General features: G+C 60.6%; 27 protein-coding genes, 5 tRNA genes and 1 pseudogene. 22 read left to right on the forward strand and 11 right to left on the reverse strand.

All coding sequences use genetic code 11. The features are described from left to right. The first annotated feature begins 40 nt into the window (after window positions 1-40). On the forward strand, window positions 41-988 hold the full coding sequence (ispH, locus tag AC3WP7_RS00525) for a 4-hydroxy-3-methylbut-2-enyl diphosphate reductase (RefSeq protein ID WP_071491070.1): 948 nt from the start codon (window positions 41-43) through the stop codon (window positions 986-988). Here the strand turns inward: ispH and AC3WP7_RS00530 are convergent. Further along, a pseudogene (locus tag AC3WP7_RS00530) lies at window positions 942-1,524 on the reverse strand (GspH/FimT family pseudopilin). The gene ispH and the pseudogene AC3WP7_RS00530 sit on opposite strands and share 47 nt — an antisense overlap. A gap of 194 nt (window positions 1,525-1,718) precedes the next feature. On the opposite strand from AC3WP7_RS00530, the gene pilV reads away from it, so the two are divergent. The 5 genes from pilV (at window position 1,719) to thiO (ending at window position 5,031) form a co-directional block, all read left to right on the forward strand. Next, on the forward strand, window positions 1,719-2,204 hold the full coding sequence (gene pilV / locus AC3WP7_RS00535; RefSeq protein WP_092240633.1) for a type IV pilus modification protein PilV: 486 nt from the start codon (window positions 1,719-1,721) through the stop codon (window positions 2,202-2,204). Then, on the forward strand, window positions 2,201-2,908 hold the full coding sequence (locus AC3WP7_RS00540; RefSeq protein WP_092240635.1) for a PilW family protein: 708 nt from the start codon (window positions 2,201-2,203) through the stop codon (window positions 2,906-2,908). The genes pilV and AC3WP7_RS00540 overlap by 4 nt, the downstream gene beginning before the upstream one ends. A gap of 7 nt (window positions 2,909-2,915) precedes the next feature. Further along, a complete protein-coding gene (locus AC3WP7_RS00545; RefSeq protein ID WP_256572930.1) occupies window positions 2,916-3,446 on the forward strand; it encodes a PilX N-terminal domain-containing pilus assembly protein in 531 nt (176 codons plus the stop codon). Window positions 3,447-3,457: 11 nt separating this feature from the next. Continuing rightward, window positions 3,458-3,859 carry a type IV pilin protein gene (locus AC3WP7_RS00550; protein ID WP_071491074.1) on the forward strand — a complete coding sequence of 134 codons (402 nt, stop codon included), beginning with the start codon at window positions 3,458-3,460 and terminating at the stop codon, window positions 3,857-3,859. A 62-nt stretch (window positions 3,860-3,921) separates the two neighbouring features. Then, window positions 3,922-5,031, forward strand: a complete 1,110-nt coding sequence (thiO, locus tag AC3WP7_RS00555) for a glycine oxidase ThiO (protein WP_102591631.1) — start codon at window positions 3,922-3,924, stop codon at window positions 5,029-5,031. Here thiO and AC3WP7_RS00560 read toward each other — a convergent pair. Continuing rightward, window positions 5,018-5,251 (reverse strand): PP0621 family protein, encoded by a 234-nt coding sequence (locus AC3WP7_RS00560; RefSeq protein ID WP_092240641.1) that lies wholly within the window; start codon window positions 5,249-5,251, stop codon window positions 5,018-5,020. The two genes, thiO and AC3WP7_RS00560, sit on opposite strands and share 14 nt — an antisense overlap. Window positions 5,252-5,375: 124 nt before the next feature. Continuing rightward, a complete protein-coding gene (locus tag AC3WP7_RS00565; RefSeq protein ID WP_058423069.1) occupies window positions 5,376-6,401 on the reverse strand; it encodes an outer membrane protein assembly factor BamD in 1,026 nt (341 codons plus the stop codon). 149 nt (window positions 6,402-6,550) lie between these two features. Here AC3WP7_RS00565 and rluD point away from each other — a divergent pair, with 149 nt between their 5' ends. From rluD to AC3WP7_RS00600, 7 genes are all read left to right on the forward strand, one after another. After that, window positions 6,551-7,513, forward strand: a complete 963-nt coding sequence (rluD, locus tag AC3WP7_RS00570) for a 23S rRNA pseudouridine(1911/1915/1917) synthase RluD (RefSeq protein ID WP_102591630.1) — start codon at window positions 6,551-6,553, stop codon at window positions 7,511-7,513. Then, window positions 7,510-8,235 (forward strand): peptidoglycan editing factor PgeF, encoded by a 726-nt coding sequence (gene pgeF, locus AC3WP7_RS00575; protein WP_093119931.1) that lies wholly within the window; start codon window positions 7,510-7,512, stop codon window positions 8,233-8,235. Before rluD ends, pgeF begins: the two co-directional genes overlap by 4 nt. A 146-nt stretch (window positions 8,236-8,381) precedes the next feature. Further along, window positions 8,382-10,946 carry an ATP-dependent chaperone ClpB gene (gene clpB, locus AC3WP7_RS00580; RefSeq protein WP_092240645.1) on the forward strand — a complete coding sequence of 855 codons (2,565 nt, stop codon included), beginning with the start codon at window positions 8,382-8,384 and terminating at the stop codon, window positions 10,944-10,946. Between the two features lie 300 nt (window positions 10,947-11,246). After that, window positions 11,247-11,322: transfer RNA gene (locus tag AC3WP7_RS00585), tRNA-Asn, on the forward strand. A gap of 10 nt (window positions 11,323-11,332) precedes the next feature. After that, window positions 11,333-11,409, forward strand: a tRNA-Pro gene (locus tag AC3WP7_RS00590). A 5-nt stretch (window positions 11,410-11,414) separates the two neighbouring features. Continuing rightward, window positions 11,415-11,490, forward strand: a tRNA-Lys gene (locus tag AC3WP7_RS00595). A 94-nt stretch (window positions 11,491-11,584) separates the two neighbouring features. Then, window positions 11,585-11,661: transfer RNA gene (locus AC3WP7_RS00600), tRNA-Pro, on the forward strand. A 95-nt stretch (window positions 11,662-11,756) separates the two neighbouring features. On the opposite strand, the gene AC3WP7_RS00605 is transcribed toward AC3WP7_RS00600, so the two are convergent. Genes AC3WP7_RS00605 through AC3WP7_RS00615 form a run of 3 tightly spaced genes read right to left on the reverse strand, consistent with a single transcriptional unit; the run spans window position 11,757 to window position 13,975 of the window. Next, entirely contained in the window at window positions 11,757-13,055 is a 1,299-nt protein-coding gene (locus tag AC3WP7_RS00605; RefSeq protein ID WP_071491077.1) for an NAD(P)/FAD-dependent oxidoreductase, read from the reverse strand. A 60-nt stretch (window positions 13,056-13,115) separates the two neighbouring features. After that, the gene (locus AC3WP7_RS00610; protein WP_046034083.1) at window positions 13,116-13,289 is read right to left on the reverse strand and encodes a DUF3094 family protein; all 174 of its coding nucleotides are present in this window, start codon (window positions 13,287-13,289) and stop codon (window positions 13,116-13,118) included. 56 nt (window positions 13,290-13,345) lie between these two features. Beyond that, window positions 13,346-13,975, reverse strand: coding sequence for a DUF1780 domain-containing protein (locus AC3WP7_RS00615; protein ID WP_010213242.1), 630 nt, complete (start codon window positions 13,973-13,975; stop codon window positions 13,346-13,348). Window positions 13,976-14,077: 102 nt separating this feature from the next. Here AC3WP7_RS00615 and AC3WP7_RS00620 point away from each other — a divergent pair, with 102 nt between their 5' ends. Beyond that, window positions 14,078-14,767 carry an energy-coupling factor ABC transporter permease gene (locus tag AC3WP7_RS00620; RefSeq protein WP_102591629.1) on the forward strand — a complete coding sequence of 230 codons (690 nt, stop codon included), beginning with the start codon at window positions 14,078-14,080 and terminating at the stop codon, window positions 14,765-14,767. Between the two features lie 66 nt (window positions 14,768-14,833). Continuing rightward, window positions 14,834-15,049, forward strand: a complete 216-nt coding sequence (locus AC3WP7_RS00625) for a hypothetical protein (RefSeq protein WP_003171680.1) — start codon at window positions 14,834-14,836, stop codon at window positions 15,047-15,049. Here the strand turns inward: AC3WP7_RS00625 and yacG are convergent. Genes yacG through AC3WP7_RS00645 form a run of 4 tightly spaced genes read right to left on the reverse strand, consistent with a single transcriptional unit; the run spans window position 15,046 to window position 17,934 of the window. Next, the gene (gene yacG, locus AC3WP7_RS00630; protein WP_003188437.1) at window positions 15,046-15,246 is read right to left on the reverse strand and encodes a DNA gyrase inhibitor YacG; all 201 of its coding nucleotides are present in this window, start codon (window positions 15,244-15,246) and stop codon (window positions 15,046-15,048) included. The genes AC3WP7_RS00625 and yacG overlap by 4 nt on opposite strands. After that, window positions 15,243-15,866, reverse strand: a complete 624-nt coding sequence (gene coaE, locus AC3WP7_RS00635; RefSeq protein WP_071491080.1) for a dephospho-CoA kinase — start codon at window positions 15,864-15,866, stop codon at window positions 15,243-15,245. Before coaE ends, yacG begins: the two co-directional genes overlap by 4 nt. Then, the gene (locus AC3WP7_RS00640; protein WP_102591628.1) at window positions 15,863-16,729 is read right to left on the reverse strand and encodes a prepilin peptidase; all 867 of its coding nucleotides are present in this window, start codon (window positions 16,727-16,729) and stop codon (window positions 15,863-15,865) included. The genes coaE and AC3WP7_RS00640 overlap by 4 nt, the downstream gene beginning before the upstream one ends. Beyond that, on the reverse strand, window positions 16,726-17,934 hold the full coding sequence (locus tag AC3WP7_RS00645) for a type II secretion system F family protein (RefSeq protein ID WP_092240653.1): 1,209 nt from the start codon (window positions 17,932-17,934) through the stop codon (window positions 16,726-16,728). Before AC3WP7_RS00645 ends, AC3WP7_RS00640 begins: the two co-directional genes overlap by 4 nt. Window positions 17,935-18,127: 193 nt before the next feature. Here AC3WP7_RS00645 and AC3WP7_RS00650 point away from each other — a divergent pair, with 193 nt between their 5' ends. The 4 genes from AC3WP7_RS00650 (at window position 18,128) to AC3WP7_RS00665 (ending at window position 20,557) form a co-directional block, all read left to right on the forward strand. After that, window positions 18,128-18,550, forward strand: coding sequence for a pilin (locus tag AC3WP7_RS00650; protein WP_092240655.1), 423 nt, complete (start codon window positions 18,128-18,130; stop codon window positions 18,548-18,550). Between the two features lie 35 nt (window positions 18,551-18,585). Beyond that, window positions 18,586-19,986 carry an O-antigen ligase family protein gene (locus AC3WP7_RS00655; RefSeq protein WP_102591627.1) on the forward strand — a complete coding sequence of 467 codons (1,401 nt, stop codon included), beginning with the start codon at window positions 18,586-18,588 and terminating at the stop codon, window positions 19,984-19,986. Between the two features lie 48 nt (window positions 19,987-20,034). Next, window positions 20,035-20,107 (forward strand) — tRNA-Thr (locus tag AC3WP7_RS00660). Window positions 20,108-20,251: 144 nt separating this feature from the next. Further along, complete coding sequence (locus tag AC3WP7_RS00665) at window positions 20,252-20,557, forward strand: DUF6388 family protein (RefSeq protein WP_033903347.1); 306 nt, start codon at window positions 20,252-20,254, stop codon at window positions 20,555-20,557. Window positions 20,558-20,603: 46 nt separating this feature from the next. Here AC3WP7_RS00665 and nadC read toward each other — a convergent pair whose 3' ends face one another. Next, window positions 20,604-21,452: a carboxylating nicotinate-nucleotide diphosphorylase gene (gene nadC, locus AC3WP7_RS00670; protein WP_093119916.1), complete on the reverse strand. Its 849-nt coding sequence runs from the start codon at window positions 21,450-21,452 to the stop codon at window positions 20,604-20,606. Window positions 21,453-21,642: 190 nt separating this feature from the next. Between nadC and AC3WP7_RS00675 the strand changes: the two genes are divergently transcribed. From AC3WP7_RS00675 to ampE, 3 genes are all read left to right on the forward strand, one after another. Then, window positions 21,643-23,793, forward strand: coding sequence for a DUF1631 domain-containing protein (locus AC3WP7_RS00675; RefSeq protein WP_102591626.1), 2,151 nt, complete (start codon window positions 21,643-21,645; stop codon window positions 23,791-23,793). Between the two features lie 61 nt (window positions 23,794-23,854). Then, window positions 23,855-24,418, forward strand: coding sequence for a 1,6-anhydro-N-acetylmuramyl-L-alanine amidase AmpD (gene ampD, locus AC3WP7_RS00680; protein WP_071491087.1), 564 nt, complete (start codon window positions 23,855-23,857; stop codon window positions 24,416-24,418). Continuing rightward, window positions 24,415-25,251 (forward strand): regulatory signaling modulator protein AmpE, encoded by an 837-nt coding sequence (gene ampE, locus AC3WP7_RS00685; RefSeq protein WP_102591625.1) that lies wholly within the window; start codon window positions 24,415-24,417, stop codon window positions 25,249-25,251. The genes ampD and ampE overlap by 4 nt, the downstream gene beginning before the upstream one ends. The last annotated feature ends 1,018 nt before the right edge of the window (window positions 25,252-26,269 follow it).

Consider the following 26,269-nt stretch of genomic DNA (forward strand, 5'->3'; position numbering starts at 1 on the left):
CAAGATCCAATTTCTTGCCGAGCAAGACACGAGGCACAGCATGCAAATCAAACTCGCCAACCCCCGTGGCTTCTGCGCCGGTGTGGACCGGGCGATCGAAATCGTCAACCGCGCCCTGGAAGTCTTCGGGCCGCCGATTTACGTGCGTCATGAAGTCGTCCACAACAAATTCGTGGTCGAAGACCTGCGTGCACGTGGCGCCATCTTTGTCGAAGAGCTCGACCAGGTGCCAGACGATGTGATCGTCATCTTCAGCGCCCACGGTGTTTCCCAGGCGGTGCGTACCGAAGCGGCAGGCCGCGGCCTGAAAGTCTTCGATGCTACCTGCCCATTGGTCACCAAGGTGCACATCGAAGTCGCGCGCTACAGCCGTGACGGTCGCGAGTGCATCCTGATCGGCCACGCCGGCCACCCGGAAGTCGAAGGCACCATGGGGCAGTACGATGCCAGCAATGGCGGCTCCATTTACCTGGTGGAAGACGAAAAGGATGTCGCCAACCTGCAGGTACAGAACCCCGAGCGCCTGGCATTCGTGACCCAGACCACCCTGTCCATGGACGATACCAGTCGCGTGATCGACGCGCTGCGCAGTCGCTTCCCGGCCATTGGCGGCCCGCGCAAGGACGACATCTGCTACGCCACCCAGAACCGCCAGGACGCGGTCAAGCAACTGGCAGACGAATGTGATGTGGTCCTGGTCGTCGGCAGCCCCAACAGTTCCAACTCCAACCGCCTGCGTGAGTTGGCTGAGCGCATGGCAACACCGGCGTACCTGATCGACGGTGCCGAAGATATGCAGCGCAGTTGGTTCGATGGCGTCGAGCGCATTGGCATCACGGCGGGTGCTTCCGCTCCGGAAGTGCTGGTGCGCGGCGTTATCCAGCAGTTGCACGCCTGGGGCGCCACCGGTGCCGATGAACTGGCTGGCCGCGAAGAAAACATTACGTTCTCCATGCCCAAGGAGCTGCGGGTTCGCTCGCTGCTGTGACGACCCGGTGTGCCGGATCAACTCCGGCACAATGCCTGCTCGGCACGCTCGCTGCGCAGGCTGATACGCCCGCTGGGCGCCAGCACTACCTGGTGCAGGCTCTGCGCCTGGTCCGTGGCACACACATGCACGGTGCCGGCACGGAAGCCTCCTCCTGAAAAGATGGGTTCACCCAGCCCGCTGAAGCGCACCTGGGTCTTGAGCGGCCCATTGCCCACGACCAGCACTTGCCCACTGGCCTGGCGCTCCAGCAGCACCGGGTTGTCATCGTCCTGGGGGCCGCGCCCGCTGATGTCCACGATGACCCGCCACCCCAGGCCCCAATTGTCCTTCAATGCGTAAATAACCACCGCCCGGTTGCGTGCGATGGCTTCGGTGCGTGCATATCGCAGGCCTTGCGCCAAGGCATGTGCCGCGCTCTGTCGCTGCTGTGATTCCAGCAGGCTCTTGAAGCTGGGCAGCGCCATGTTGGCCAGGATGCCGCTCAGGATCAGCCCGAGCAGCAGTTCGATCAAGGTGAAACCTCGTTGTTGCATGGGCCATCCCTCCGTGGATTTGGGTGCAGTCCTAGGTATAGCGTCCCGTCTGGGGGGGCGGATGATGGCCTTCATGTCCAAAGTATTTCCCTTTGTTCCGGTTGCAGCGCAGGTGAAAAACCGGCGCTAGTCTTGGGCCGCACAGCAGGTTTTAACTGCTCTTTTTTTGGACCTCGACACGGATGACGACGGTAATGCTTGCCTGTACGAACCCCTTTTTGCCCAATGCCTTATCCCGCGACCAAGCCGGTACGACACTGATCGAAGTGCTGGTCGCAGTGTCGATTCTCACCATCGGCCTGCTTGGCGCGGCGGTGATCCAGCTCAATGCGCTCAAGTACACCGACAGTTCCAGGATGATCAGCCAGGCCAGTTTCATTGCCTACGATATGCTCGACCGGATCCGTGCCAATTCCGGTGCCGACTACACGTGGGGGCGTACCGAGCGTGCCTTGGCCAGCAACGTTGCCGCCAGTGTGCGCGACCTGGACTTGCATGATTTCGAGGCCAACATTCGCGGTTTTGCCGGGGAGAGCGCCAAAGGCTCGGTGTCGATCGGTGGCGACGAGGTGACGGTCAGCATCAGTTGGGACGACAGTCGAGGTACTGGCAGGCCGGGCGCCCGGGAAACCTTCACCCTGACCAGTCGCATCCGCGATGAACCGGGAGTGGCGCAATGAGGTGTCTTGTTCGAGGTTTCAGCCTGATGGAGTTGCTGCTGGCCTTGGCGATGGGGTTGGTACTGGTGCTCTGGGCCAGCCAGGTGGCAATCAACACCAGGGCCACCAACGCCAGCCAGCAGGCCGCTTTGTTGATGCAGGATGATGCGCGGTTTGTGCTGGGCAAGCTGCTCCAGGATATCCGTCAGGCGGGCATGTTCGGCTGTCTGGCGACAGCGTTTATCGACAACGCCCCGCCCGCTTTTGACCGGCCTGTCGCTTGGCGTGTCGGAGGTGGGTCAACCTCGCTGACGCTGGTGACCGCGGATGTCGCCGTTGGGGGCGGCACGCCTGACTGGACTGTGTTGTCCGATTGCACTGGCAGCGCCCAGGCCTACGCTGGAAGCGCCCCGGCATCGGCACCCGGGCAAATCCGTTTTGCGTTACGCCAAGTTACCTACACCTTCGAAGCAGGGCAGTTGAAATTCAGTACACCTGCATCACCCGCCAAGGCGGTATTGGTGGATAACGTGAAGGCGTTCGATATCAGTTTTGGCGTGTCGGCCAAGCCTGCGTCAACGGAGGTGGTGCGCTACGACGCCGGCCCGGCCGACGAATCCTTGATACGCAGCGTGCGCATTGTGATGACGCTGCAAGACCCGACTGCCGGGGTGAAAGACCAAACCTACGCCGTCGTGGCGGCGCTGCGGAACCGGCTGGGGTAGGGCTGCCATGACACTTGCAGAAGGTTTTCGTCTACGACAGGCAGGCATGGTGCTGCTGGTCAGCCTGGTGTTGCTGCTGCTGTTATCGCTGATCGGCTTGTCCTCGATGCAGGCTGCGCTCACTCAGCAAAAGATTGCCGGTAGTTTCTGGCACCGTAATCAGTCGCTGCAAAGTGCCGAGAGTGGCCTGAGGCGCGGGGAATCTGCCATACAGCGTTCATTTGCAGCGTTGCCTTTATGTCAATCGATCGTCGACTGTGCACCGCCGGAGGCGGCATTTTTGGTGGTCGGGCCTGGAGTGGACCCTGTTTCAGGCATCAGTTGGGTGGCACTGAAAGGCGGCTTATACGGGGTTCAATCCCTCGGGCCTGCGGTAGGGCTCGCGCATTTGCCAGCGCAAATCCCTGCAGCGGTGTATCGAGTGACGGCAGTCGGGCTGCACGGGCAATTGCGCACGGTGCTGGAGAGTACCTATGCGCGGGTAGAAGAGGAGGGTGGCTCGCGGTTTCGGCGAGTGGCGTGGCGACAACTTCAATAAGGAGTAGTGGAATGGGCATGGACAGCCAGGGTTTTACCCTGATCGAGTTACTGATTGCCGTGATGATCATTGCGGTTCTGGCCGGGATTGCTTACCCCGGATACACCGGCTATCTGAAAAAAGTCTATCGCGCTGAAATCGTCGCGCTGTTGACCGAGCAAGCCCAGCACCTGGAGCGTTTTTATGCGAGGAACGGCAGTTTTATTGATGCAGGCGGCGTCAGTGCAGGCAATGATCACTATAGAATCACCGCTGCATTGAACCCTCAGGACTTCCAACTGGTGGCCACACCGGTCACCGACTCGGTGATGGCTGGCGATCCTTGCGGTGACTTCGGCCTGACCGGCACGGGCACGCGAACCAACCCGGGCGCTGCGCCGGAGATGTCGCGCAAGCTGTGCTGGGGGCAATGATGAGGGTGCTCGACGATTGGGCGCCGGGTGCGCTTGTTCCTATTTATCGGCTGGATCAAATGATGGCAGAGCAACAGCAGGTAGTGATTGTCGGTGGCGGAGTCATCGGCTTGTTGACGGCGTTCAACCTCGCCACGCAGGGGCAGTCGGTGGTGCTGCTGGAGCGCGCAGGGTTGGGCCAGGAGTCTTCCTGGGCGGGCGGCGGCATCGTCTCGCCCCTGTATCCGTGGCGCTACAGCCCGGCGGTCACGGCCCTGGCCCATTGGTCCCAGGATTTTTATCCACAGCTGGCGCAGCGTCTGTTTGCTGCGACGGGCGTTGACCCGGAGGTTCACACCACTGGGCTCTACTGGCTGGACCTGGATGACGAAGCCGAAGCGCTGGCTTGGGCCGCGCGTGAAGGCCGACCCTTGAGCAAAGTGGACGTGTCGGCCGCTCATGACGCCGTTCCGGTCTTGGGTGGCGGCTACTCCCAGGCGATCTACATGGCCGATGTCGCCAATGTACGCAACCCGCGCCTGGTCAAATCCCTCAAGGCCGCGCTGCTGGCGCTGTCTGGCGTGACCATTCATGAACGGTGCGAAGTGACTGGCTTTGTCCTGGATGCGGGTAATGTCGTGGGCGTGAACACAGCTGATGGTTCGATCTTCGGCGATCAGGTCGTATTGGCCGCCGGCGCCTGGAGCGGTGAGTTGCTCGGCACGTTGGGCCTGTCGCTGCCGGTCGAACCGGTCAAAGGCCAGATGATTCTGTACAAATGTGCCTCGGACTTCCTGTCGAGCATGGTCTTGGCCAAAGGCCGCTATGCGATTCCTCGGCGGGACGGGCACATTCTGATCGGCAGCACCCTGGAACATGAAGGCTTCGACAAGACCCCCACCCTGACCGCGCTGGAAAGCCTCAAAGCGTCAGCGGTGGAGTTGATCCCCGCCCTGGCGGACGCCGAGGTGGCCGGACATTGGGCCGGGCTGCGCCCCGGTTCGCCGGAAGGCATTCCCTATATAGGCCGGGTGCCGGGCTTCAATGGCCTCTGGCTCAACTGCGGGCATTACCGCAACGGCCTGGTGCTTGCGCCGGCGTCCTGCCAATTGTTTGCTGACCTGCTACTGGCACGTGCGCCGATCATCGACCCTGCGCCTTATGCGCCGGAAGGTCGGATCAACGCTGGATAGATTTCGGCCCTTGCTCCAGGTGCGCCTGGGTGCAATACCACTCCTGGCGTGAGCTCAAGGCGCGATCCTGCGGCAAATGCACGCCGCAGTGGGCGCAGCGCACCATCAGGGCCGCGTCGGGCTCGCTGGCACGCTGCTGCCTGGCGGCCGGGCTTTTGAACTTGCGCCAGAACCATACTGCGGCGGCAATGACGGCAATCCAGAACAGTAGACGAAGCATGATGGGCAGTTTCTCGACAAGGGATGCGCCAGTTTAGCCAAGGACGTGCCAGGCGCACAGCGCAATAATACCACCCACAAAAAAGGAGCCTCGCAAGGCTCCTTCTTGATGACGCCGGGTGCAATCAGTCGAACACACCAAAGGTCATGTAGCTGAACCACGAACGGTCCTGGTTATTGCCCAGGGCCTGCGGTTCTTCCTCTTCGATCACGTCGCCGTTCTCGTCGTGGGGCTTGAGCTCCGAAGGAATTGCGTCCTTGGCGTCCTGGTACTGCTTGATCACGTCCTGGTTGGCACGGGTTTCGCCCGGCGGCAGCGGTGGACGGGATTCGATCAGGCCCAGGGTGTACTTGCTCAGCCACGAGCGGTTGTCCGCTTCGGCCACCTGAGGCACGAACTGGCCGTCTTTCAGGCTTGGGTGGTCCGGGTAGTTGAGCTTCAGGGTTTCCAGGCTGGTGCTGGCCAGTTCGTCCAGATGCAGGCGCTGGTAAGCCTCGGTCATCACGGCAAGGCCGTCACCTACGGAAGGGGTTTCCTGGAAGTTTTCCACAACGTAGCGGCCACGGTTAGCGGCGGCCACGTATGCCTGACGGGTCAGGTAGTAGTGGGCCACATGGATCTCGTAGGAAGCCAGCAGGTTGCGCAGGTAGATCATGCGTTGCTTGGCGTCCGGCGCGTAGCGGCTGTTGGGGTAGCGGCTGGTCAGCTGGGCGAACTCGTTGTAGGAATCGCGGGCAGCGCCTGGGTCACGCTTGGTCATGTCCAGCGGCAGGAAGCGCGCCAGCAGGCCAACGTCCTGGTCGAACGAGGTCAGGCCCTTCATGTAGTAGGCGTAGTCGACGTTCGGGTGCTGTGGGTGCAGACGGATAAAACGCTCGGCGGCGGACTTGGCGGCTTCCGGCTCGGCGTTCTTGTAGTTGGCGTAGATCAGCTCGAGCTGGGCCTGGTCGGCATAGCGCCCGAACGGATAGCGCGACTCCAGGGCCTTCAGCTTCGCTGTGGCGCTGGTGTAGCTATTATTGTCCAAGTCTTTCTGAGCCAGTTGGTACAACTCGACTTCGCTCAGGTTTTCGTCGACGACTTCCTTTGTTGACGAGCAAGCAGCAGTCATGGCGAGGATGGCGATCAGCAGCAGGTGTTTCACTTGCATGGCGGCTTGCGTCCCTATGACGGCCGCTGTCTTGGGCGGGGCCGTCCTGTTATGATGAGCGCCCCGTTGAAAGCCTCGGGGCAAAAGACGCCGTATTTAACCACAAGCGCGCAGCCGAAACCAAAGGCTGTGCCACGCCTAGTCTGAGCATGTCCGATAAAATTGAACTTCGCGCAGAGGTGCCGTCCGAATTGGGCGGCCAACGCCTCGATCAAGTCGCCGCACAATTATTCGCTGAGCACTCGCGCTCGCGCCTTTCCGCCTGGATCAAAGACGGCCGCCTGACTGTGGATGGAGCGGTTATCCGCCCGCGAGACATAGTCCATGGCGGTGCGATTCTTGAGCTGACTGCCGAGCAGGAAGCCCAGGGAGAATGGGTCGCCCAGAACATCGAGCTGGATATCGTCTACGAAGACGACGACATCCTGGTCATCAACAAACCCGCAGGCCTGGTGGTTCACCCGGCAGCCGGGCACGCTGATGGCACTCTGCTCAATGCCTTGTTGCACCATGTGCCGGACATCATCAATGTCCCGCGCTGCGGCATCGTGCACCGCCTGGACAAGGACACCACTGGTCTGATGGTGGTGGCCAAGACCATTCAGGCGCAGACGCAGCTGGTTACACAGTTGCAGAGCCGCAGCGTCAGCCGGATCTACGAATGCATTGTGATTGGTGTGGTGGTAGCCGGCGGCAAGATCAACGCCCCGATCGGTCGTCACGGCCAGCAACGCCAGCGTATGGCGGTGATGGAAGGTGGCAAGCAGGCCGTCAGCCATTACCGAGTACTCGAACGTTTCCGCTCCCACACCCACGTGCGGGTCAAGCTGGAAACCGGCCGTACCCACCAGATTCGCGTGCACATGGCACACATCAACTTCCCGTTGGTCGGTGATCCGGCCTACGGTGGTCGCTTCCGCATTCCACCGGCGGCGAGCCAGACCATGGTTGAATCGCTGAAAAACTTCCCGCGCCAGGCGTTGCATGCACGCTTCCTGGAATTGGATCATCCGACGAGCGGTAAGCGGATGAGCTGGGAATCGCCTCTGCCGGACGATTTGGTCTGGTTGTTGACGCTGCTCAAGCAGGATCGCGAGGCGTTTGTCGGATGAGTGACTGGCTGATACCTGACTGGCCCGCGCCGGCTCAGGTGAAAGCCTGCGTCACCACTCGAGCGGGCGGCGTCAGTCTGGCGCCGTTCGACAGTCTCAACTTGGGCGATCATGTTGGGGATAACCTCGAAGCGGTCCTCGAAAACCGCCGCCGTCTTACCGACGCATTTAATATTCAGCCTGCCTGGTTGCGCCAAGTCCACGGGATAAGCGTGGTCGAGGCTGACCCGTCACGCATTGCCGAAGCCGATGGCAGCTGGACCAGCACCCCTGGCATCGCCTGCACCTCAATGACCGCTGACTGTCTGCCCGCATTGTTCTGCAACCGCGCCGGCACCCGCGTGGCTGCGGCCCATGCTGGCTGGCGTGGCCTGGCGGCAGGGGTATTGGAAGCGGCTTTCGAAAGCCTCGGCGCCGAACCTGAAGACGTACTGGTGTGGCTTGGCCCGGCAATTGGCCCACAAGCCTTCGAAGTCGGCCCGGAAGTACGCCAAGCCTTCATGCAGCCGTTGCCGATCACCGCCGAAGCGTTCGTGCCCAGCCACAACCCAGGCAAGTTCATGGCCGACATCTATAAGCTCGCGCGCCTGCGCCTCGCTGCGCGCGGCGTTACTGCTGTCTATGGTGGCGGGTACTGCACCGTGACCGACCCACGCTTCTTTTCCTACCGGCGTAGCCCCCGCACCGGACGTTTTGCCTCCCTTGTCTGGCTTGAACGCTAGACTCCTTTGATCTGGGTCAAACCCGGTCCATATCCGCCGTCGCGCGCTTGAATCTTCCAGAATCCACCCCATCTATAAGGGTATCTGGCAGGTTTCTTCATTCAGGATGTTTTATAGCTCCGGCCTGCTCAAAAGGAAGGTGACTAATGCGTATTGATCGTTTAACCAGCAAATTGCAGTTGGCACTGTCTGACTCTCAATCCTTGGCGGTGGGCCTCGACCACCCGGCCATCGAGCCTGCGCACTTGATGCAGGCGCTCCTGGAACAGCAAGGTGGTTCTATCAAGCCCTTGCTGATGCAGGTGGGCTTTGACGTCAACAGCCTGCGCAAGGAGTTGAGCAAAGAGCTCGACCAACTGCCGAAAATCCAAAACCCGACTGGCGACGTGAACATGTCCCAGGACCTGGCGCGCCTGCTCAACCAGGCGGACCGTCTGGCCCAGCAGAAGGGTGACCAGTTCATCTCCAGCGAACTGGTGCTGCTCGCCGCCATGGACGAGAACAGCAAGCTCGGCAAGTTGTTGCTGGGCCAGGGTGTGAGCAAGAAAGCCCTGGAAAACGCTATCAACAACCTGCGTGGCGGTGATGCGGTCAACGACCCCAACCATGAGGAGTCGCGCCAGGCCCTGGATAAATACACCGTCGACCTGACCAAGCGCGCCGAAGAGGGCAAGCTTGATCCGGTGATCGGCCGTGATGATGAAATCCGTCGTACCATCCAGGTCCTGCAGCGTCGCACCAAGAACAACCCGGTGCTCATCGGTGAGCCCGGCGTGGGTAAAACCGCGATTGCCGAAGGTTTGGCCCAGCGCATCATCAATGGTGAAGTGCCGGATGGCCTTAAAGGCAAGCGCCTGCTGTCCCTGGACATGGGGTCTTTGATCGCCGGTGCCAAGTTCCGTGGCGAGTTCGAGGAGCGCCTGAAATCCCTGCTTAATGAGCTGTCGAAGCAGGAAGGGCAGATCATTCTGTTTATCGACGAACTGCACACCATGGTCGGCGCCGGTAAAGGCGAGGGCTCCATGGATGCCGGCAACATGCTCAAGCCGGCCCTGGCGCGGGGTGAGTTGCACTGCGTCGGTGCTACCACGCTCAACGAATATCGCCAGTACATAGAAAAGGACGCGGCCCTTGAGCGTCGTTTCCAGAAAGTACTGGTGGAAGAGCCGAGCGAAGAAGACACCATCGCAATCCTGCGTGGCCTGAAAGAGCGTTATGAGGTCCACCACAAGGTGGCGATCACCGACGGTGCGATTATTGCGGCGGCCAAGTTGAGCCATCGCTATATCACTGACCGTCAGTTGCCCGACAAGGCCATTGACCTGATCGACGAAGCGGCCAGCCGCATCCGCATGGAGATCGACTCCAAGCCGGAAGTGCTCGATCGTCTGGATCGACGCCTGATTCAACTGAAAGTTGAGTCCCAGGCCCTGAAGAAAGAAGAAGACGACGCGGCGAAGAAGCGCCTGGAAAAACTCCAGGAAGAAATCGTCCGCCTGGAACGCGAGTATTCGGACCTGGAAGAAATCTGGACCTCGGAAAAAGCCGAAGTGCAGGGCTCTGCGCAGATCCAGCAAAAGATCGAGCAGTCGCGCCAGGAACTGGAAGCGGCACGCCGTAAAGGTGACCTGAACCGCATGGCCGAGTTGCAGTACGGGGTGATCCCGGACCTGGAGCGCAGCCTGCAGATGGTCGACCAGCACGGCAAGCCTGAGAACCAACTGCTGCGCAGCAAGGTGACCGAGGAAGAAATTGCCGAAGTCGTCTCGAAGTGGACCGGGATTCCCGTGTCGAAAATGCTCGAAGGCGAGCGCGACAAGCTGCTGAAGATGGAAAGCCTGTTGCACCAACGCGTGATCGGCCAGGAAGAGGCCGTGGTGGCGGTGTCCAACGCGGTACGGCGTTCGCGGGCCGGGTTGTCCGACCCGAACCGTCCGAGTGGCTCGTTCATGTTCCTCGGCCCGACCGGCGTGGGTAAGACCGAACTGTGCAAGGCCTTGGCCGAGTTCCTCTTTGATACCGAAGAGGCCATGGTGCGGATCGATATGTCCGAATTCATGGAGAAACACTCGGTGGCTCGCTTGATCGGTGCGCCACCAGGCTACGTGGGCTACGAGGAGGGCGGTTACCTGACCGAAGCCGTGCGGCGTAAGCCTTACTCGGTGATCCTGCTGGATGAGGTCGAGAAGGCGCACCCGGATGTGTTCAACATCCTGCTGCAAGTGCTGGAAGACGGCCGCCTGACCGACAGTCACGGGCGTACCGTGGATTTCCGTAATACGGTGATCGTGATGACCTCCAACCTGGGCTCGGCGCAGATCCAGGAGCTGGTGGGTGATCGTGAAGCGCAACGTGCGGCGGTGATGGATGCGCTGACTACGCACTTCCGCCCGGAATTCATCAACCGGGTCGACGAAGTGGTGATCTTCGAGCCTCTGGCGCGGGATCAGATCGCGGGCATTACCGAGATCCAGCTGGGTCGTCTGCGCGGCCGTCTGGCAGAGCGCGAGCTGTCCCTGGACCTGAGCCAGGAGGCGTTGGACAAGCTGATCGCGGTGGGTTACGACCCGGTGTATGGCGCACGGCCTTTGAAGCGTGCGATCCAGCGCTGGATCGAGAACCCGCTGGCCCAGTTGATCCTATCGGGCAGCTTCATGCCGGGCACCAGCGTCGAGGCGACCGTGGAAAACGACGAGATCGTCTTCCACTAAGCCCAAAGGGCAAAGCAAAAATGGAAGGCCCCGCATTGCGGGGCCTTTTTTTTCGATAGGGCGTTGAACTGTAAGGCAAAGGCTTGTAAAGTGCGCCCCGCAGCAACGTCGGCCCACGGGTTTCTTCTCCCCAAGAAGAAATCAGAAACAAGCGCAAATCATTGTCTTAAAAGCAATTTAAGGGGTTGACAGGGGTTTTTAAGATTGTAGAATAGCGCGCCTCAGAGACATGAACGTAGCGATACGGGCAAGTCGAAGAGAATGTAGTAAGCAGCAACGTAGTACTTTGAAATATGTAGTTCCGTGATAGCTCAGTCGGTAGAGCAAATGACTGTTAATCATTGGGTCCCAGGTTCGAGTCCTGGTCACGGAGCCAATTTCAATATCGGGGTATAGCGCAGTCCGGTAGCGCGCCTGCTTTGGGAGCAGGATGTCGGGAGTTCGAATCCCCCTACCCCGACCATATTTGGGTCGTTAGCTCAGTTGGTAGAGCAGTTGGCTTTTAACCAATTGGTCGTAGGTTCGAATCCCACACGACCCACCATTTTTGAGACCAGTTAGCGCTGGAATCGAATCTTAAGATCAGAGGCCAAAAGCACTGATCGAAGAAGGCGACTGAGAGGTCGCCTTTTTTTTACCGGGGTATAGCGCAGTCCGGTAGCGCGCCTGCTTTGGGAGCAGGATGTCAGGAGTTCGAATCCCCTTACCCCGACCATATTAAAAATCCTCGTATCGAAAGATACGGGGATTTTTTTTGTGCGTGCAAAACTCAAGTCCGGTGAAAATCAAATGTGAGAGGGGGCCGAGTTGTCAGTGAAGTTTGAGTCGCGGCTCGGTGCCACGCCCAATCTTGCTCCCCAGCATCAGCATTGCCGTACGAAAGAACCCATACAGCGCCATCTGGTGCATGCGATACAGCGACACATAGAACATCCGCGCCAGCCAGCCTTCCAGCATCACGCTGCCGGTGAGGTTGCCCATCAAGTTACCGACCGCCGAGAACCGCGACAGCGAGATCAACGAGCCGTAGTCGGTATATTTGTAGGAAGGCAGGTCCTTGCCCTCGATACGCAGCTTCAGCGACCTGGCCAGCAACGAGGCCTGCTGGTGAGCCGCCTGGGCCCGTGGCGGCACGTTGCGGTCGGTGCCCGGTTGCGGGCAGGCGGCGCAGTCGCCGAAGGCGAAGATGTTCTCGTCGCGGGTGGTTTGCAGCGTTGGCAAAACCTGCAATTGATTGATGCGGTTGGTTTCCAGGCCATCGATGTCCTTGAGGAAACCCGGCGCGCGAATGCCGGCAGCCCATACCTTGAGGCTGGCCGGGATCACTTGGCCACTGCTGGTGATCAGCGCATCGGCCGTCACTTCGCTGACCGCCGAGTTGGTCAGTACCGTCACCCCAAGCTTTTCCAGGGTTTTATGCACAGGCCCGCCAATACGCTCCGGCAGGGCCGGCAGTACTCGTGGGCCGGCTTCGATCAGGGTGATGTGCATGTTTTCCGGCTTGATACGGTCCAGGCCATAGGCCGCCAGCTCATGGGCGGCGTTATGCAGTTCGGCGGCCAGCTCGACCCCGGTGGCACCGGCGCCGACGATGGCGACGCTGATTTTTTCCACTACGTCAGTCTGCCCGGCATGGGCGCGCAGGTAGTGGTTGAGCAACTGCTGGTGGAAACGTTCGGCCTGCTTGCGGGTGTCGAGGAACAGGCAGTGCTGCGCCGCACCTTCGGTGCCGAAGTCGTTGGTGGTGCTGCCGACCGCAATCACCAGGCTGTCATAGCCCAGCACGCGCGCGGGCACCAGTTCACGGCCTTCTTCGTCGAGGGTGGCGGCCAGCTGGATCTTCTTCTGTTCACGATCAAGCCCGCTCATGCGCCCCAGTTGGAACTCGAAGTGGTTCCATTTGGCCTGGGCAACATAATTGAGTTCGTCTTCCGAAGAGTTCAGCGAGCCGGCCGCCACTTCGTGCAGCAGTGGCTTCCAGATATGGGTCAGGTTGGCGTCCACCAGCGTGATGCTGGCGGTGCCGCGCTTGCCCAGGGTCTTACCCAGGCGGGTAGCCAACTCCAGGCCGCCGGCGCCGCCGCCGACGATAATAATACGATGGGTCATGGGGATATCTCGCAAGGCTAAAAGAAATCGGAGCAGTTACCCCCGCGAGCGCCAGGCAGCTCATAGCGTCAGGTAACTCAAAAGGCGACTCAGCAAGCCGAGGCCGATTACCACGGCAAGCACCACGCCGAGGAGCAGCCACGGCCGGAAAGGCTTGCGCTCGACTCGGTTCTGGGAGAGTTGCAGGTACTCTTCGACATGCTGTTGGTCATCGGGGTTCAGGCGGCTGGTCATAAAGGCCTCGTCAGGTAGATGTTGCAAAAGGGCGCCACGTTACAGTCCGGGTGGGCTCAGAGGCTGATACCTACGTCGAACACTATGCTGCGGCCCAGGTTGTTGCGCAAGAAATCCGGTGCGTCGGGGTGAGCGAACAGCACCCGTGCAAAGGTCGGCCCCACCAGCGACAGCGAGCGCCAGCCCTGGCGCAGGTATTCCGTGGGCGGCGGAAAATGGCTGTTGAGGTCGAGCACTTCGCGCTTGAGGCTGGTGAAAGCGACGATATCCAGTTCGCCCAGGTCCATTCCGCGCTCTTTATAGTTATGCGCCTTCTTGCGCAGCGTGGGCGCCAGGCGCAGCAGAAACTCGTGGGCCGGGATGCGCCTCGGCTTGGCTTCGCGCCGTACCAGTTGGCTCAGGGAAAACGCACTGCGCCGACGCAGCAGTTCATCGCGCCATTCGTCATTCAGGCGGCGACCCTCGTCCAGCACGAAAAACACCTCGAAGCTGGCGTCGCGAAACAGCACGTCCGGCGGCTCTTGCCCGGCGGCGTGGAATTCTTCGGCACGGTAGGGCACGTTCAAGCCTTGCAGCAGGCGCTGGCAGACCCAACGCTCACGCTCCCATTTGCGGGCATTGGACAAGAACGCGTTGGCTTGTTCGGCCGCTACGGTGAGCAGGCGCAAGTAATCTGAGTCATCCATAGCTAGCAGCTTAGCGCCCAAACGATGACCGCAGGAAGTACCCCTGTGAAACGTCGGTGTAGACTGATCATCCGACTCTATTCGACCCGGGGGAGTAACGCCGTGATCAGTGCCGCCATGTTGGCGCCGACAACCATGAGCATCGGCTCGCTCCTGTACGCGCCGGTGGTACTGTGGGCGATCCTGCGTTCGCCGTGGGTCGAGTTGTTCGCCGACCGGCGCCGCCAGCATTTGCTGTTCGGCACGGTGTTCGCGTTGTTCATGCTGTGGCTGGTGCGGCGGGATTTTGATACCGGCGTGTCCTACCACTTCATCGGTATGACGGCCGTGACCTTGTTGCTGGACTGGCCCCTGGCAATTGTCAGTGGTTTTGCCGCCCAGTTGGGCTTGATGCTGTTGGGGCGCCAGGATCTCGCTGCCCTGGGCGTCAATGGCCTGTTGCTTATCGGGTTACCGGTGCTGGTCACTGAAACCTGCGCGCTGCTGGTCGAGCGTGCCCAACCGCGCAATCCCTTCGTGTATATCTTCTGTTCCGGTTTTTTCGCGGCAGCCCTGTCGGCGCTCTTGTGCCTGCTGTGTGGGCTGGGGCTGTTGTGGTTCGACGGGCGTTTCGCCATGCCGGAATGGCTGGAGGATTTCGTCGGCTACCTGTGGTTGATCATCTTCCCTGAGGCCTTTATCAACGGCATGGTCATCAGTGCCCTGGTGGTGTTTTGCCCCGAATGGCTGGAGACCTTCAACCGCACGCGCTACCTCTCGGCGCCCTGGAAGGACGACGATTCGCAGCGTTGACCTGGATCAAATCCCGCGCCGCCGAGCAGGCCCATGCTCTGCGAAATTTTTCCAGGAGCGCGGATCATGAGTGTGTACGAATGGGCTCGGCAGGAGTTGCGCAGAAGCCAGGATGCGGCACAGGAAATCGGTTTTGACCCAGGCCTGACCTTGCGCGCCATGCTCAGCGCAGTGGTGCAGCAGAGCAAGGGGGTGCGCAGTTTCGAAGACCTGGCCGACGAGCTGCAATACCTTGCAGAGAACCTCGACGACCAGCAGGAATACGCCTTCATGCGCCCTTAGTGGCGCGGCGGCAGGTCTTCGGAAAACAGCTCGTCTTCGGCATCCGGGGCTACGGGAATCTTGTGTTCTTCAGCGGCCCAGGCGCCCAGGTCGATGAGTTTGCAGCGGTCCGAGCAGAACGGCCGGTTGAGGTTGGTCGCTTTCCATTCCACGGGCGCGCCGCAGGTCGGGCAGTCGACGGTCAAGGGTTGGCTCATGATCGGCCTCCACGCAAAGTAAGGTAAAAATGGTGCAGTCGCTCGACCTCGCTGTGCAGCCAGGCAAGGTCCTGGTCATTGACCAGTACATCATCGGCATGTTTCAGGCGGTCTTCGCGGCTGGATTGGGCCTTGAGGATCGCCTGCACCTGTTGCTCGTTGATGCCGTCGCGCTGCAGGGTACGCTGAATCTGCAGCGATTGCGGCACGTCGATCACCAGGATGCGCTGGGTCATGCTGTACTGGCCGGATTCGATCAGCAGCGGCGACACCAGTATTGCGTAAGGCGATTTTGCGCGTGCCAGGTGGCTGCGGATCTCCTCGCCAATCAACGGGTGCAGCAAGGCTTCGAGCCAGCGCCGCTCTTCGGGTACTTCAAAGATCAGCTTGCGTAATGCGGCGCGGTCCAGCTGGCCGTCTGGCTGCAGTACGCCAGCACCAAAGTGCTCGGCGATGCGCTCTAATGCCGGCCGACCAGGCTCTACTACCCAGCGGGCGGCGTGATCGGCGTCCACCAAGTCGATACCCAGGTCGATAAAGTGTTGAGCCGCCGCGCTTTTGCCGCTGCCGATGCCGCCGGTAAGGCCAAGAATCCAGGGTGTTGCAACACGAGTGGTCATCTGAAACCGACAGACTGCAAATAGAAGTCGCTTATTTGACCACCCCAGAGCAATGCAATCCAGCCGGCAGTCGCCAGATACGGTCCAAAAGGCATCGGTGCCGATGCCAGGGTGTTGCGCAGGCGCATCAGGATCAAGCCGACAAATACCCCGACCAGTGACGCCATCAACAGCGTCATCGGCAGGATCTGCCAGCCACCCCAGGCGCCGAGCAGCGCCAGCAACTTGAAGTCGCCGTGGCCCATGCCGTCCTTGCCGGTGGTCAGCTTGAACAACCAGAACACGCTCCACAGGCTCATGTAGCCAATCACGGCGCCCCACAGGGCGTCGGCCAATGTTGTCAGCAGGCCGAAACTGTTGACGATCAGTCCCAGCCACAGCAGCGGCATTACCAGCACATCCGGCAGCAGTTGATGGTCGGCGTCGATCAGGCTCATCGCCAACAACCCCCAACTCAGCACCATCACCATTCCTGCCTGCCAGCCAACTCCGAAATGCCAGGCCACCCAGGCCGAGATCAAGCTGCACACCAGTTCCGTGAGGGGGTAGCGGATGCTGATCGCCCCTTGGCAATGCGCGCAGCGACCGCGCAGGAACAGGTAGCTGAGCAGCGGGATATTTTCCCATGGGCGTATGGGATGGTTGCAGTGTGGGCAGCAGGAGTTGGGCTGCATCAGGTTGTAGGTCGGCCCGGCTGGTTCTGCGGGCAAGCCCAGCACTTCATGGGCCTGGGCGCGCCATTCCCGCTCGAGCATTTTCGGCAGGCGCCACACCAGCACGTTGAGAAAACTGCCGACGATCAGCCCCAGCACCGACGCTATTGCAACAAACGCCCAGGGATGCTCGCCCAGCAGCAGGCTCAAAATGCGCTCCCCAGTTGGAATACCGGCAGGTACATGGCAATCACCAGCGCGCCGACGATGCCCCCCAGTACCACCATGATCAGAGGCTCCATCAGGCTAGTGAGGTGATCGACCAGGGTCTCCACATCGGCCTCGTAATGGTTGGCGACCTTCTCCAGCATGCGGTCAAGCGTGCCCGACTCTTCGCCGATGGCCGTCATCTGGATGGCCATGCCGGGAAACAGGCCGCTGACGGCCATGGATTGATTCAGTTGCATGCCAGTGGATACGTCGTGCCGCATATGCTCGATTGCCTGTCTGAACGGCCCAGAACCGGCGGCCCCGGCCACCGAGTCCAGCGCCTGCACCAATGGAACACCGGCGGCGAAGGTGATGGACAGCGTGCGGGCGTAGCGGGCCACGGCCGATTTTCTCAGCAGTTTGCCTGCCACGGGTGCTTTCAACAAACCGGCATCCAGCCACAGCTGGAAAGCCGGTAAGGCATGGTAGGCGTGGCGCAACCCAAAACCCGCGGCAAGCAGGCCCAGTGCCACGCCCCACCAGGCTCGCTGCATGAACTCGGACAAAGCGATCACCTGCAAGGTGAAGCCGGGCAGTTTGCCGTCGACTCCGGCGAACAGGCTTTGGAACTGCGGCACTACGTGGACCAGCAGCACGCCGGTGACCAGGCTGGCGACTATCAGCACGGTAATCGGATAGGTCATGGCTTTTTTGATCCTGGCCTTTAACTGCTCGCTCTTTTCCCTATGAATCGCTACGCGCTCCAGCAAGGTTTCAAGGGCACCGGCCTGTTCGCCGGCCGCCACCAGGTTGCAATACAACTCATCGAAACAGCGCGGATGCTTGCGCAACGCGTCGGCAAGGCTGGTGCCAGCGGCGATTGACTGTTGCAACCCCTGTAGCAGCTCGCGCAGCGTAGCGTTGTCAAAGCCTTCGCTGATGATGTCGAGGGCTTGCAGCAGTGGAATCCCGGCCTTCAGCAAGGTTGCCAATTGGCGCGTGAGCAGGGTGATATCCGCTGATTTGATAGATGGCTTGAGGCCCGCTAGAACTGGAGAATGCTTGCGTACAAGCCCTGGGCTGATGCCTTGTCGGCGTAGCTGAGCCTTGACCAGGGCAGGGTTGTGCCCGGTGCTGTGCCCGGACACCCTGCGCCCTTTGCGGTTGATGCCTTCCCAAGCGTAGATCGTTGAAGCGTTGTCCATGTCACCGTTCCGCACAGAGGTCGTTGAAGATGTATAGCTTAGTCAGGTGACGAATTCGGACAGGCGGGCGGTGGCGGATAAAATGTCAGAATGTGCGTCCTGTGCGCGATTGACGGCCTGCGGATGAGTACACTGGCGCCGCTGCACAACACGGGGCGCAGGAAGCGCCTTGTCATGAGTTCTATCCTGGAGAGTGAATGTGAGACGTCAAAAAGGTTTTACCCTGATCGAGCTGCTGATTGTCGTTGCAATCATCGGCATTTTGGCCACCATTGGCCTGCCCATGTACACCACGCACCAGGCCAAGGCCAAGTTCACTGCAGGGCTGGCTGAAATCACCGCGTTGAAGCCCGGGTATGAAGACACCCTCAACCAGGGCACAGTGCCGACCTTGGCATTGATCGGCGGCACTAGCCCCACCGCCAATTGCACGATCAACGTGACAGGGGATGTGGCTACCGGCGCGGGCACCATCAGTTGCGAAATACTCGACGCCCCTGCGCCGGTGTTGGGCAAGACCATCAGCCTGACGCGCAACGCCACCACCGGTTGGAAATGCAGCACCACCGCTGAAGCGAAATATGTTGCCAAGGGCTGCGGCGCCGACGGGGCATAGTTGCCGAACCATCCACAGGGAAGTTGAGGCGGCCGATGGCTTTATCTATACAGCAGCGTGGCAGTGTTTTCCTGGTGACAGTGGTGTGCCTGCTGGTGGCCGGAATATGTGCACCCTTCAGTGGGCATGATTTGCAGCGGGCTATGCAGATTGCCATCGGGGCGTGTGCGGTGCTGTATGGGGTGTCCGTGGTCCCTGTCGGCCAATTGTTGGACAGGCCAACCGCCCTGGGCCTGATACTGATTATCGTGCTTGGCCTGGTGTCATCCATGCTGGCCCATCAGCCGCTCTGGGCACTTGCCGAAATGGCGCTGTTTGTCAGTTGCGGGTCGATTGCCGTGGCGTTTGCCTTGCTGCGTCGCCAGGGCGGTGAGCCTTTGGATCGCGCCTTGGTCATGGTGGTGCTGCTGCTGTGTTTGATCAAGTCGATTCAATACCTGTATGCAGGCACACTCGTGTTTATCAGCGCTGAACGTACGCTGGACCCTGACCTGCTGCTGTCCGGTTTTTCCAACAAGCGCTTCTACGGCCAGTTTCAGACGTTCACGCTGCCGCTGTTGGTGCTTCCTTTGTTGATCCCTGTGATCTCGCGTCCGCTCAAGGGGGCGGTGTTCGCGTTGCTGTGCGTGTGGTGGATGATTGCGATTGCCGGTGGTACGCGCGGTACCTGGCTTGGCATGTGTGTGGCCGGGGGTGTGCTGGCGGTACTTGGCGCCTCGGGGCGACGATGGCTGGGTTGGCAACTGGCCGCGATGTTTGGCGGGCTGCTGCTGTACTGGCTAGTGTTTACGGTAGTGGCGGATTACCTGGGGGTCGAGGTCTCCAAGAGCGCCAGTGACCGCCTCACCACCTCCCTGTCGGGCCGCGGTCCGATCTGGTGGCAGGCTTGGCATATGATCGTGGAGTGTCCATGGTTGGGCTTCGGACCGATGCATTTTGCCGATATTGCCAATGAAATCGCCGCTCATCCGCACCAGGCCATCCTGCAATGGGCGAGTGAATGGGGGGTGCCATCGGCCTTGTGCGTGGTGGCTCTGGCGTGGCGAGGCGGCTGGGCGACGTTCGGTGTATTGCGTGAACGAGCGCTTTCCAACACTCGTGCTGATCTGTTGCGGCTATGCCTGTTTGCGGCCTTGGTAGGGGCGTTGGTGCAGTCCATGGTCGACGGCGTGATAGTGATGCCCAATTCCCAGGTCTGGCTGGCGCTGGTGGTGGGCTGGCTGATGGCGTTGCATGTGTGGAAAACCCCGGGGACCGCCGCGTTGCCACTGGCCTGGGCAGCCTGGAAAGTGCTGAGTGTGCTGGCCGTCGGTCTGCTGGTTTTTATCGCAGCTCGCGATGTGCCTCACATCAAGCAAGCCCAGCAGCAGTACCTGGACACTCATGTCGGCCTGCTGCAACCCCGTTTCTGGGCCCAGGGCGTGATTGCGCGCTGAAGGCCGCAAGTTGCCGGACTCCCAATGCAGTGCTAGCTTTAGCCCACCGCCCGTGTAGCTCAGTCGGTAGAGCAGCGCACTCGTAACGCGAAGGTCGCAGGTTCGATTCCTGTCTCGGGCAAAAAGGCACCATGGCAACACCGTTTTCAGATGATCCCAGAATGGTTCTGAAGGCCAGACGAGCCGGCATTTGAGCCTGCTCTTTTGTATCTGCGCAACCTTGATGACCCAGATGCATCCCCATTCCTCGATCTAAGAGAACAACATGACCACGACTGAAATGACCCAGGAAGTTCGGCATCAAGCAGCCCTCGAAAAATACCTCGAGGAATCGCCGCAGCTTAAAGAAGAGATCAAGGACCTGAGCGCCGATGATCAGCGCGACCAGATCCAGTGGGCATTCGAGGATGAAGCCGAGAGCCAGGGCTATCAGCCTTGGGAGCTGACCCTCAAGTACACCTCGACACCGGAAGAATTCGAAGCGGCACGACTGGCCTTGCACAAAGAGGCGGCCGAAGTGCTGGGTGTCGAATGGGAAGAGTACTGCGAGATGAATGACCTTGTAGTCTGAAGTGTGAGTGAGCGGGCTGCCCCCGCTCACTACCGCTTGCAACGGTCTAGATACTCAGGCGCATCGACAAATCCACCGCCTTCACATCCTTGGTCATCGCGCCAATCGAGATGTAGTCCACCCCTGTCTCCGCGATGGGCAACAGGGTGTCTTCATTGATCCCGCCGCTGGCTTCCAGCTTGGCCTGGCCGCCGTTCAGGCGCACGGCTTCACGCATGTCTTCCAGGCTCAATTCATCCAGCATGACGATGTCCGCACCTGCGGCCAGGGCTTCGCGCAGTTCATCCAGGCTTTCCACTTCGATTTCCACCGGCTTGCCGGGTGCGATCCGGTGTGCGGCCGCAATCGCCTGGGCAATGCCGCCGCTGGCCGCGATATGGTTTTCCTTGATCAAAAAAGCGTCATACAAACCAATGCGGTGGTTGTGGCAGCCGCCGCAGGTCACTGCGTACTTCTGCGCCAGGCGCAGGCCCGGCAGGGTTTTGCGGGTATCCAGCAGCTTGACCTGGGTGCTGGAAACAAAGTCCGCCAGAAATTGGGCACGCGTGGCGACGCCGGACAGCAGTTGCAGGAAATTCAGTGCGCAGCGTTCGCCGCTGAGCAGCGAGCGCGCCGGGCCTTCAAGGTGGAACAGCACCTGGTTGGGGCTGACGCGTTCGCCATCGGCCACCTGCCAATGCACGGCTACCCGTGGGTCCAGCTGGCGGAACACCGCATCCACCCAGGCGGTGCCGGCGATCACTGCGGCATCGCGGGTGATGATGGTGGCCGTGGCCAGCCGTTCGGCCGGGATCAACTGCGCAGTGATGTCGCCGCTGCCGATGTCTTCCAGCAGTGCGCGGCGCACGTTGGCTTCGATTTCGGCGGTGAGGTCGGCAAGACGGAGGTTCGGCATAACAGGCTCCACAGACAAAGTGCCCCGATTATAGGGGCAGTGCGCGTCTGAACCCAGCGACCTGCTCATTTACCGCCAAATGACAGAGTGTGCTGGCGCAAACCCCCTTGTTTGCAAGATAATCTCGCGCCTTGCAATTGGCGTCATAGCTTTGACGTCTCGCCCAATACCGCCGTTTCAGGAGGCCAGGATGCACAATGACGGAAAGGTGGTGCCAATCAAGAAGGCGCATGCCACGCCATCGCCGCTCGCCCGACTGCCGGTGGTGTTGCTGCAGGTTCGCGACAAAGCGGCGCAACAGTTGCAGCAAGGGTTGCAGGAGCTGTTCGATAACGCCGACGACACACTGTTCGAAATGGCCGACAAGGCGCGCAACAACCTCGATCACCATATTTTCTTTGAAGCCATGCGTGATCTGCGCCTCAAGCGCAAGAATTTCGAACGTGTGTTCATGGAGCGTCTTTTCGACGCTTTTGCCAGTCTGGGCCAGGCAGGGCGGGGCGAGCTGCAACTGGTGCCGGTGGTTTCCTACGACGGCGTGCCCGGTTCGACCAGGGACGACCTGGAAAAAGCCGTGGCGCTTGAAGCCATGTTGGGTCGGGTGCGCCACCGTGACGGCCTGGCTCTTGCACAACTTACGGCACGCTTGAGCGCTTTACTGGGCAACCGTCTGGATGATCGTGAGAACCCGCTGGGGCCGGCGCTGCTGTGTGAGTTTTTCCTGCGGGCGGGGCGCAGCCTGGGCGTGGAGATCCGCGTCAAACTGGTCATGCTCAAGCTCTTTGAAAAATACGTGCTCAGTGACGCCGACCAGCTATACGGTGAAGCCAATCAACTGCTGGTCGCAACCGGCGTCTTGCCTGAACTCAAGGCCGTACCGTCACGGCGCATCGATGGGCGTGCGGCACCCGAGCATCCGCGCGAAGCAATTTCGCCAGTCGCCGACCGGTCCGGTGACGAAAATGGCCAGGAAGCCTTCGCCGCGCTTCAGCCGTTGCTGACGGCGGTGCGTGGCAGCGTGGCGCCGACGCTTGAGGCCAGCGCCGAGCCGTTGCCCATTTCCACCCAGGACCTGCTGCGCCTGCTCTCCCATTTGCAGCAGTACGTGCCGGAGCCTGAGTCGGAGGACGATTTCGACCTGCGCAGCCAGCTTGAACAATTGCTCACCCGTGTCAGCGTCAAGAGTGGTAAGTCGCGGGTGGTGGAGGACGCGGACGAAGACGTGATCAATCTGGTCGCGCTGCTGTTTGAGTTCATCCTCAATGATCGTACCGTGCCCGATGCCTTCAAGGCCCTGATCGGCCGCTTGCAGATCCCTCTGCTGAAAGTGGCGTTGCTGGACAAGAGTTTTTTCAGTCGCGCCAGCCATCCTGCGCGGCGCCTGCTCAATGAAGTCGCGACCGTCGCCATGGGCTGCAGCCCGTGTGATAGCCAGGCATGCGACCCTCTCTACCTGCGCATCGAGCAAGTGGTGCAGCGCCTGCTCAACGAATTTGTCGAAGATCCGGCGATTTTTTCTCAATTGCTCGCCGAGTTCAGCGCGTTTGCCGCCGAGGAACGTCGGCGCAGCGACTTGCTCGAACAGCACACCCGCGATGCCGAAGCCGGGCGTGTGCGCACTGAAGCCGCCCGCCAGCGTGTGGCTGATGTGCTGAATAAACGGCTGTTGGGCAAGGTCCTGCCGCGTCCTGTGGTGCAGTTCCTCCAACAGGCCTGGAGCCAGGTGTTGCTGCTGGCGAGCCTCAAGCACGGCGAGCAGTCAGTGCAATGGCAAGCTGGGCTGCGCACCATGGACGAGTTGATCTGGAGCGTCGGCCTGCAGCAGGACACCGAGGCCGGGCGACGTTTGCTGGACCAACTGCCGGGTTTGCTCAAGGCCTTGCGCGACGGTTTGACCAGCGCGGCGTTCGACCCCTTCAGCACCCGAGAATTCTTTGTGCGCTTGCAGGCGTTGCATATCCAGGCACCTGAAGGCGTTGATGAGCTGATCGAGGTGCGTGAGCCATTTGTGCTGAGTACGGCGTCACCCGACCCGGTCACCGAGCTGCCGGGTAACGATCCTGACCTGTACAAGGCTCTCCAACTCAAGGTGGGCGACTGGGTACTCTTCCAGGAAGGCCAGGCCAGCACGCTGCGCTGCAAGCTGACAGCGATCATGGTGCCGGCCAACACTTATGTGTTCATCAGCCGCACGGGGCTCAAGGTGTTGGAAAAGAGCGCGGGCCAACTGGCAATGGCGTTCAAGCGTGGCGCACTGCACACGCTGGAAGACGGGCCCCTGTTCGAGCGCGCCCTGACTGCTGTGGTGGACAAGCTGCGTCAACTCAATCGCGGCAAGTGATCGCAACCGGAGGGTCTAACGCGGCATACTGGTCACACTTTGTATCGTTCAAGGAACCTGTATGCAGTTGGACCCCACCAGCGGTTGGTGCCAGGGCATCCGTCATTGCCCGTCGCCCAACTTCAACGAGCGCCCCGCCGGCGAAATCTCATTGTTGGTGGTGCATAACATCAGCCTGCCACCGGCGCAGTTCGCCACCGGCAAAGTGCAGGAATTTTTCCAGAACCGCCTGGATGTCACGGAACATCCCTACTTTGAAGGGATTGCCGACCTACGGGTATCAGCGCATTTTCTGATTGAGCGTGATGGCGCTGTGACGCAGTTTGTATCCTGCATCCACCGTGCCTGGCACGCCGGGGTGTCGTATTTCGAGGGGCGGGACACCTGCAATGATTTTTCCCTGGGGATAGAGCTGGAGGGCACGGATGATCTGCCGTTCACCGACGCTCAATATGCCGCACTGATCGACCTGACCCGCCAGTTGCTGGTGGCTTACCCAGGCATCACCCCCGAGCGCATTTGTGGTCACAGCGATATCGCTCCGGGGCGCAAGACCGATCCCGGCCCCGCTTTTGATTGGACGCGCTTTCGCAGCGCCCTGCAGGATGGAGGACACGCACGATGAGTTTTCTGGTGTTGGTGCTGGTTGTATGGATCGAGAAGTTTTCGGCCCTGCGCCAGCGGTTGCAGCGAGATGGTGGTTGGTTGCGCGAACTGGCCAAGCTGGAATCGAGCCCGCGCATGGGCAAGCAGCCCTGGCTGATTCTGGCGTTGCTGGTGTTGTTGCCGGTGGCCTTGCTGGCGCTGTTGCTGCTGGTGCTGGAGCCGGTGGCGTACGGGCTGCTGGCGCTACCGGTGCACCTGTTGGTGGTGATCTACAGCCTGGGTCGTGGTGACCTGCTTGCCGGGCTTGGTCCGTTCCGCGATGCCTGGCGACGGGGTGACCTGCAGGCCGCCGAGCATGTGACCGAACGTGACCTGAGCCTGAGCGCCGACAGTGGCGAGCAATTGCTCGAACGCGTCCAGGGTCATCTGTTATGGCAGGCCTACCAGAGTTTTTTCGCGGTGATTTTCTGGTACTTCCTGCTGGGCCCGGTTGCCGCACTGGCTTATCGGCTGCTCGCACTGGCCAGTGAACACAGCAAAAACCCTTTGGTAGCCGAGCGGGCCGGGCAACTGCGCCACGCGTTCGATTGGCTGCCGGTACGCCTGCTGGCCGCCAGCTTTGCCCTGGTCGGAAATTTCGTTGCGGTCAGCCGTGTGATGCTCCATGAACTGCTGAGCTGGGACATCAGCGCCGCCCAACTGGTGGAAAAAGTCGGCCTGGTCGCCGCCGAAATCCCACCCCCTGCGGTCGGTCCCGATGGCATCAACAGCCTGGACCGACTCTGGGAACTGCTGCTACGCGCAGCGGTGCTGTGGTACGCCGGCTTCGCCATCTGGACCGTCCTACCCTGACCCTGTAGAAGCCGGCTCGCCGCAGTGAGCAGTCTTGCCTGTGGCAAGCGGGCTTGCTTGTGGCGAGCGGGCTTGCCCCGCGTTGGGCTGCGAAGCAGCCCCCCAACCATTAACCTTAAGTTACAAAACTCCCTCTCAAATTGAGCTATACAGATGCTGGCTAACTGCCGCCCTGCACCTCAATAAAAATAAAAGAAAGGGAGTTCACCTGTGAAGAGCTTGCTCTATCCCGCCGTCGCCTTGATGAATCGCCTGAGCTTCGGCATGAAGTTCAGCCTGATCAGCGTGTTGTTCCTGCTGCCGATGCTGGCAACCAACTATTACTTGGTGCGTGACTCATGGCGTGAATTCCAGGGCACTCGCGTCGAACTGCAAAGCCTCGATTTACTTGGCAGCAGCCTGGCCCTGCGCCGCGATCTGGAAACCCTCAACAACCAGGTACAGATCAACGCCACCCTCGGCCAGTCCGGCAAGGCCGGCGATCTTGACGGCAAGATCAGCGCCCTGGAACAAAGCGTGCTCAACCGCCTGCAGGGCCTCAACGCTATGGCCACCGAGCCCGAGCAGATTGCGGCTTTCAATGCCAAGCGCGACGAGTTGATTTCGGCCTTCAAGACCCAGCAACAGGAAACGTCGCTGCTGAGCAAAAGTGCATTGATCGGCAAGTTGCTCAACAAGGCGCAGATGCTCAGCCAGATCGTCGCCAGCCAATCCGGGCTCAGCCGAGACGCCCAGAGTGACCTGCGCCAACTCGGCGAGCTGATCACCAGCGTCACCCCGCAAGTCACCCAGGCCCTGGGCGAAGGCCGGGCGATGGGCGCGTATTCCCTGGGCCAGGGTTTTCTCAATTCTTCGTCAAGCACACGGTTTGACGAGCTTTTACAGCAACTGGAAAAACTCCAGGCCGAATATGGCCTGAAGTTGCAGGATGCCCTGGGCTCCAGTACCGCAGCCCACGCGGCACTCGACAACCTCGCCACGGCCAGCAACGCCAGCCTCAAGCATGGCAGCGAGTTGT

This window comes from Pseudomonas sp. FW305-3-2-15-C-LB1 (genome assembly GCF_058787615.1).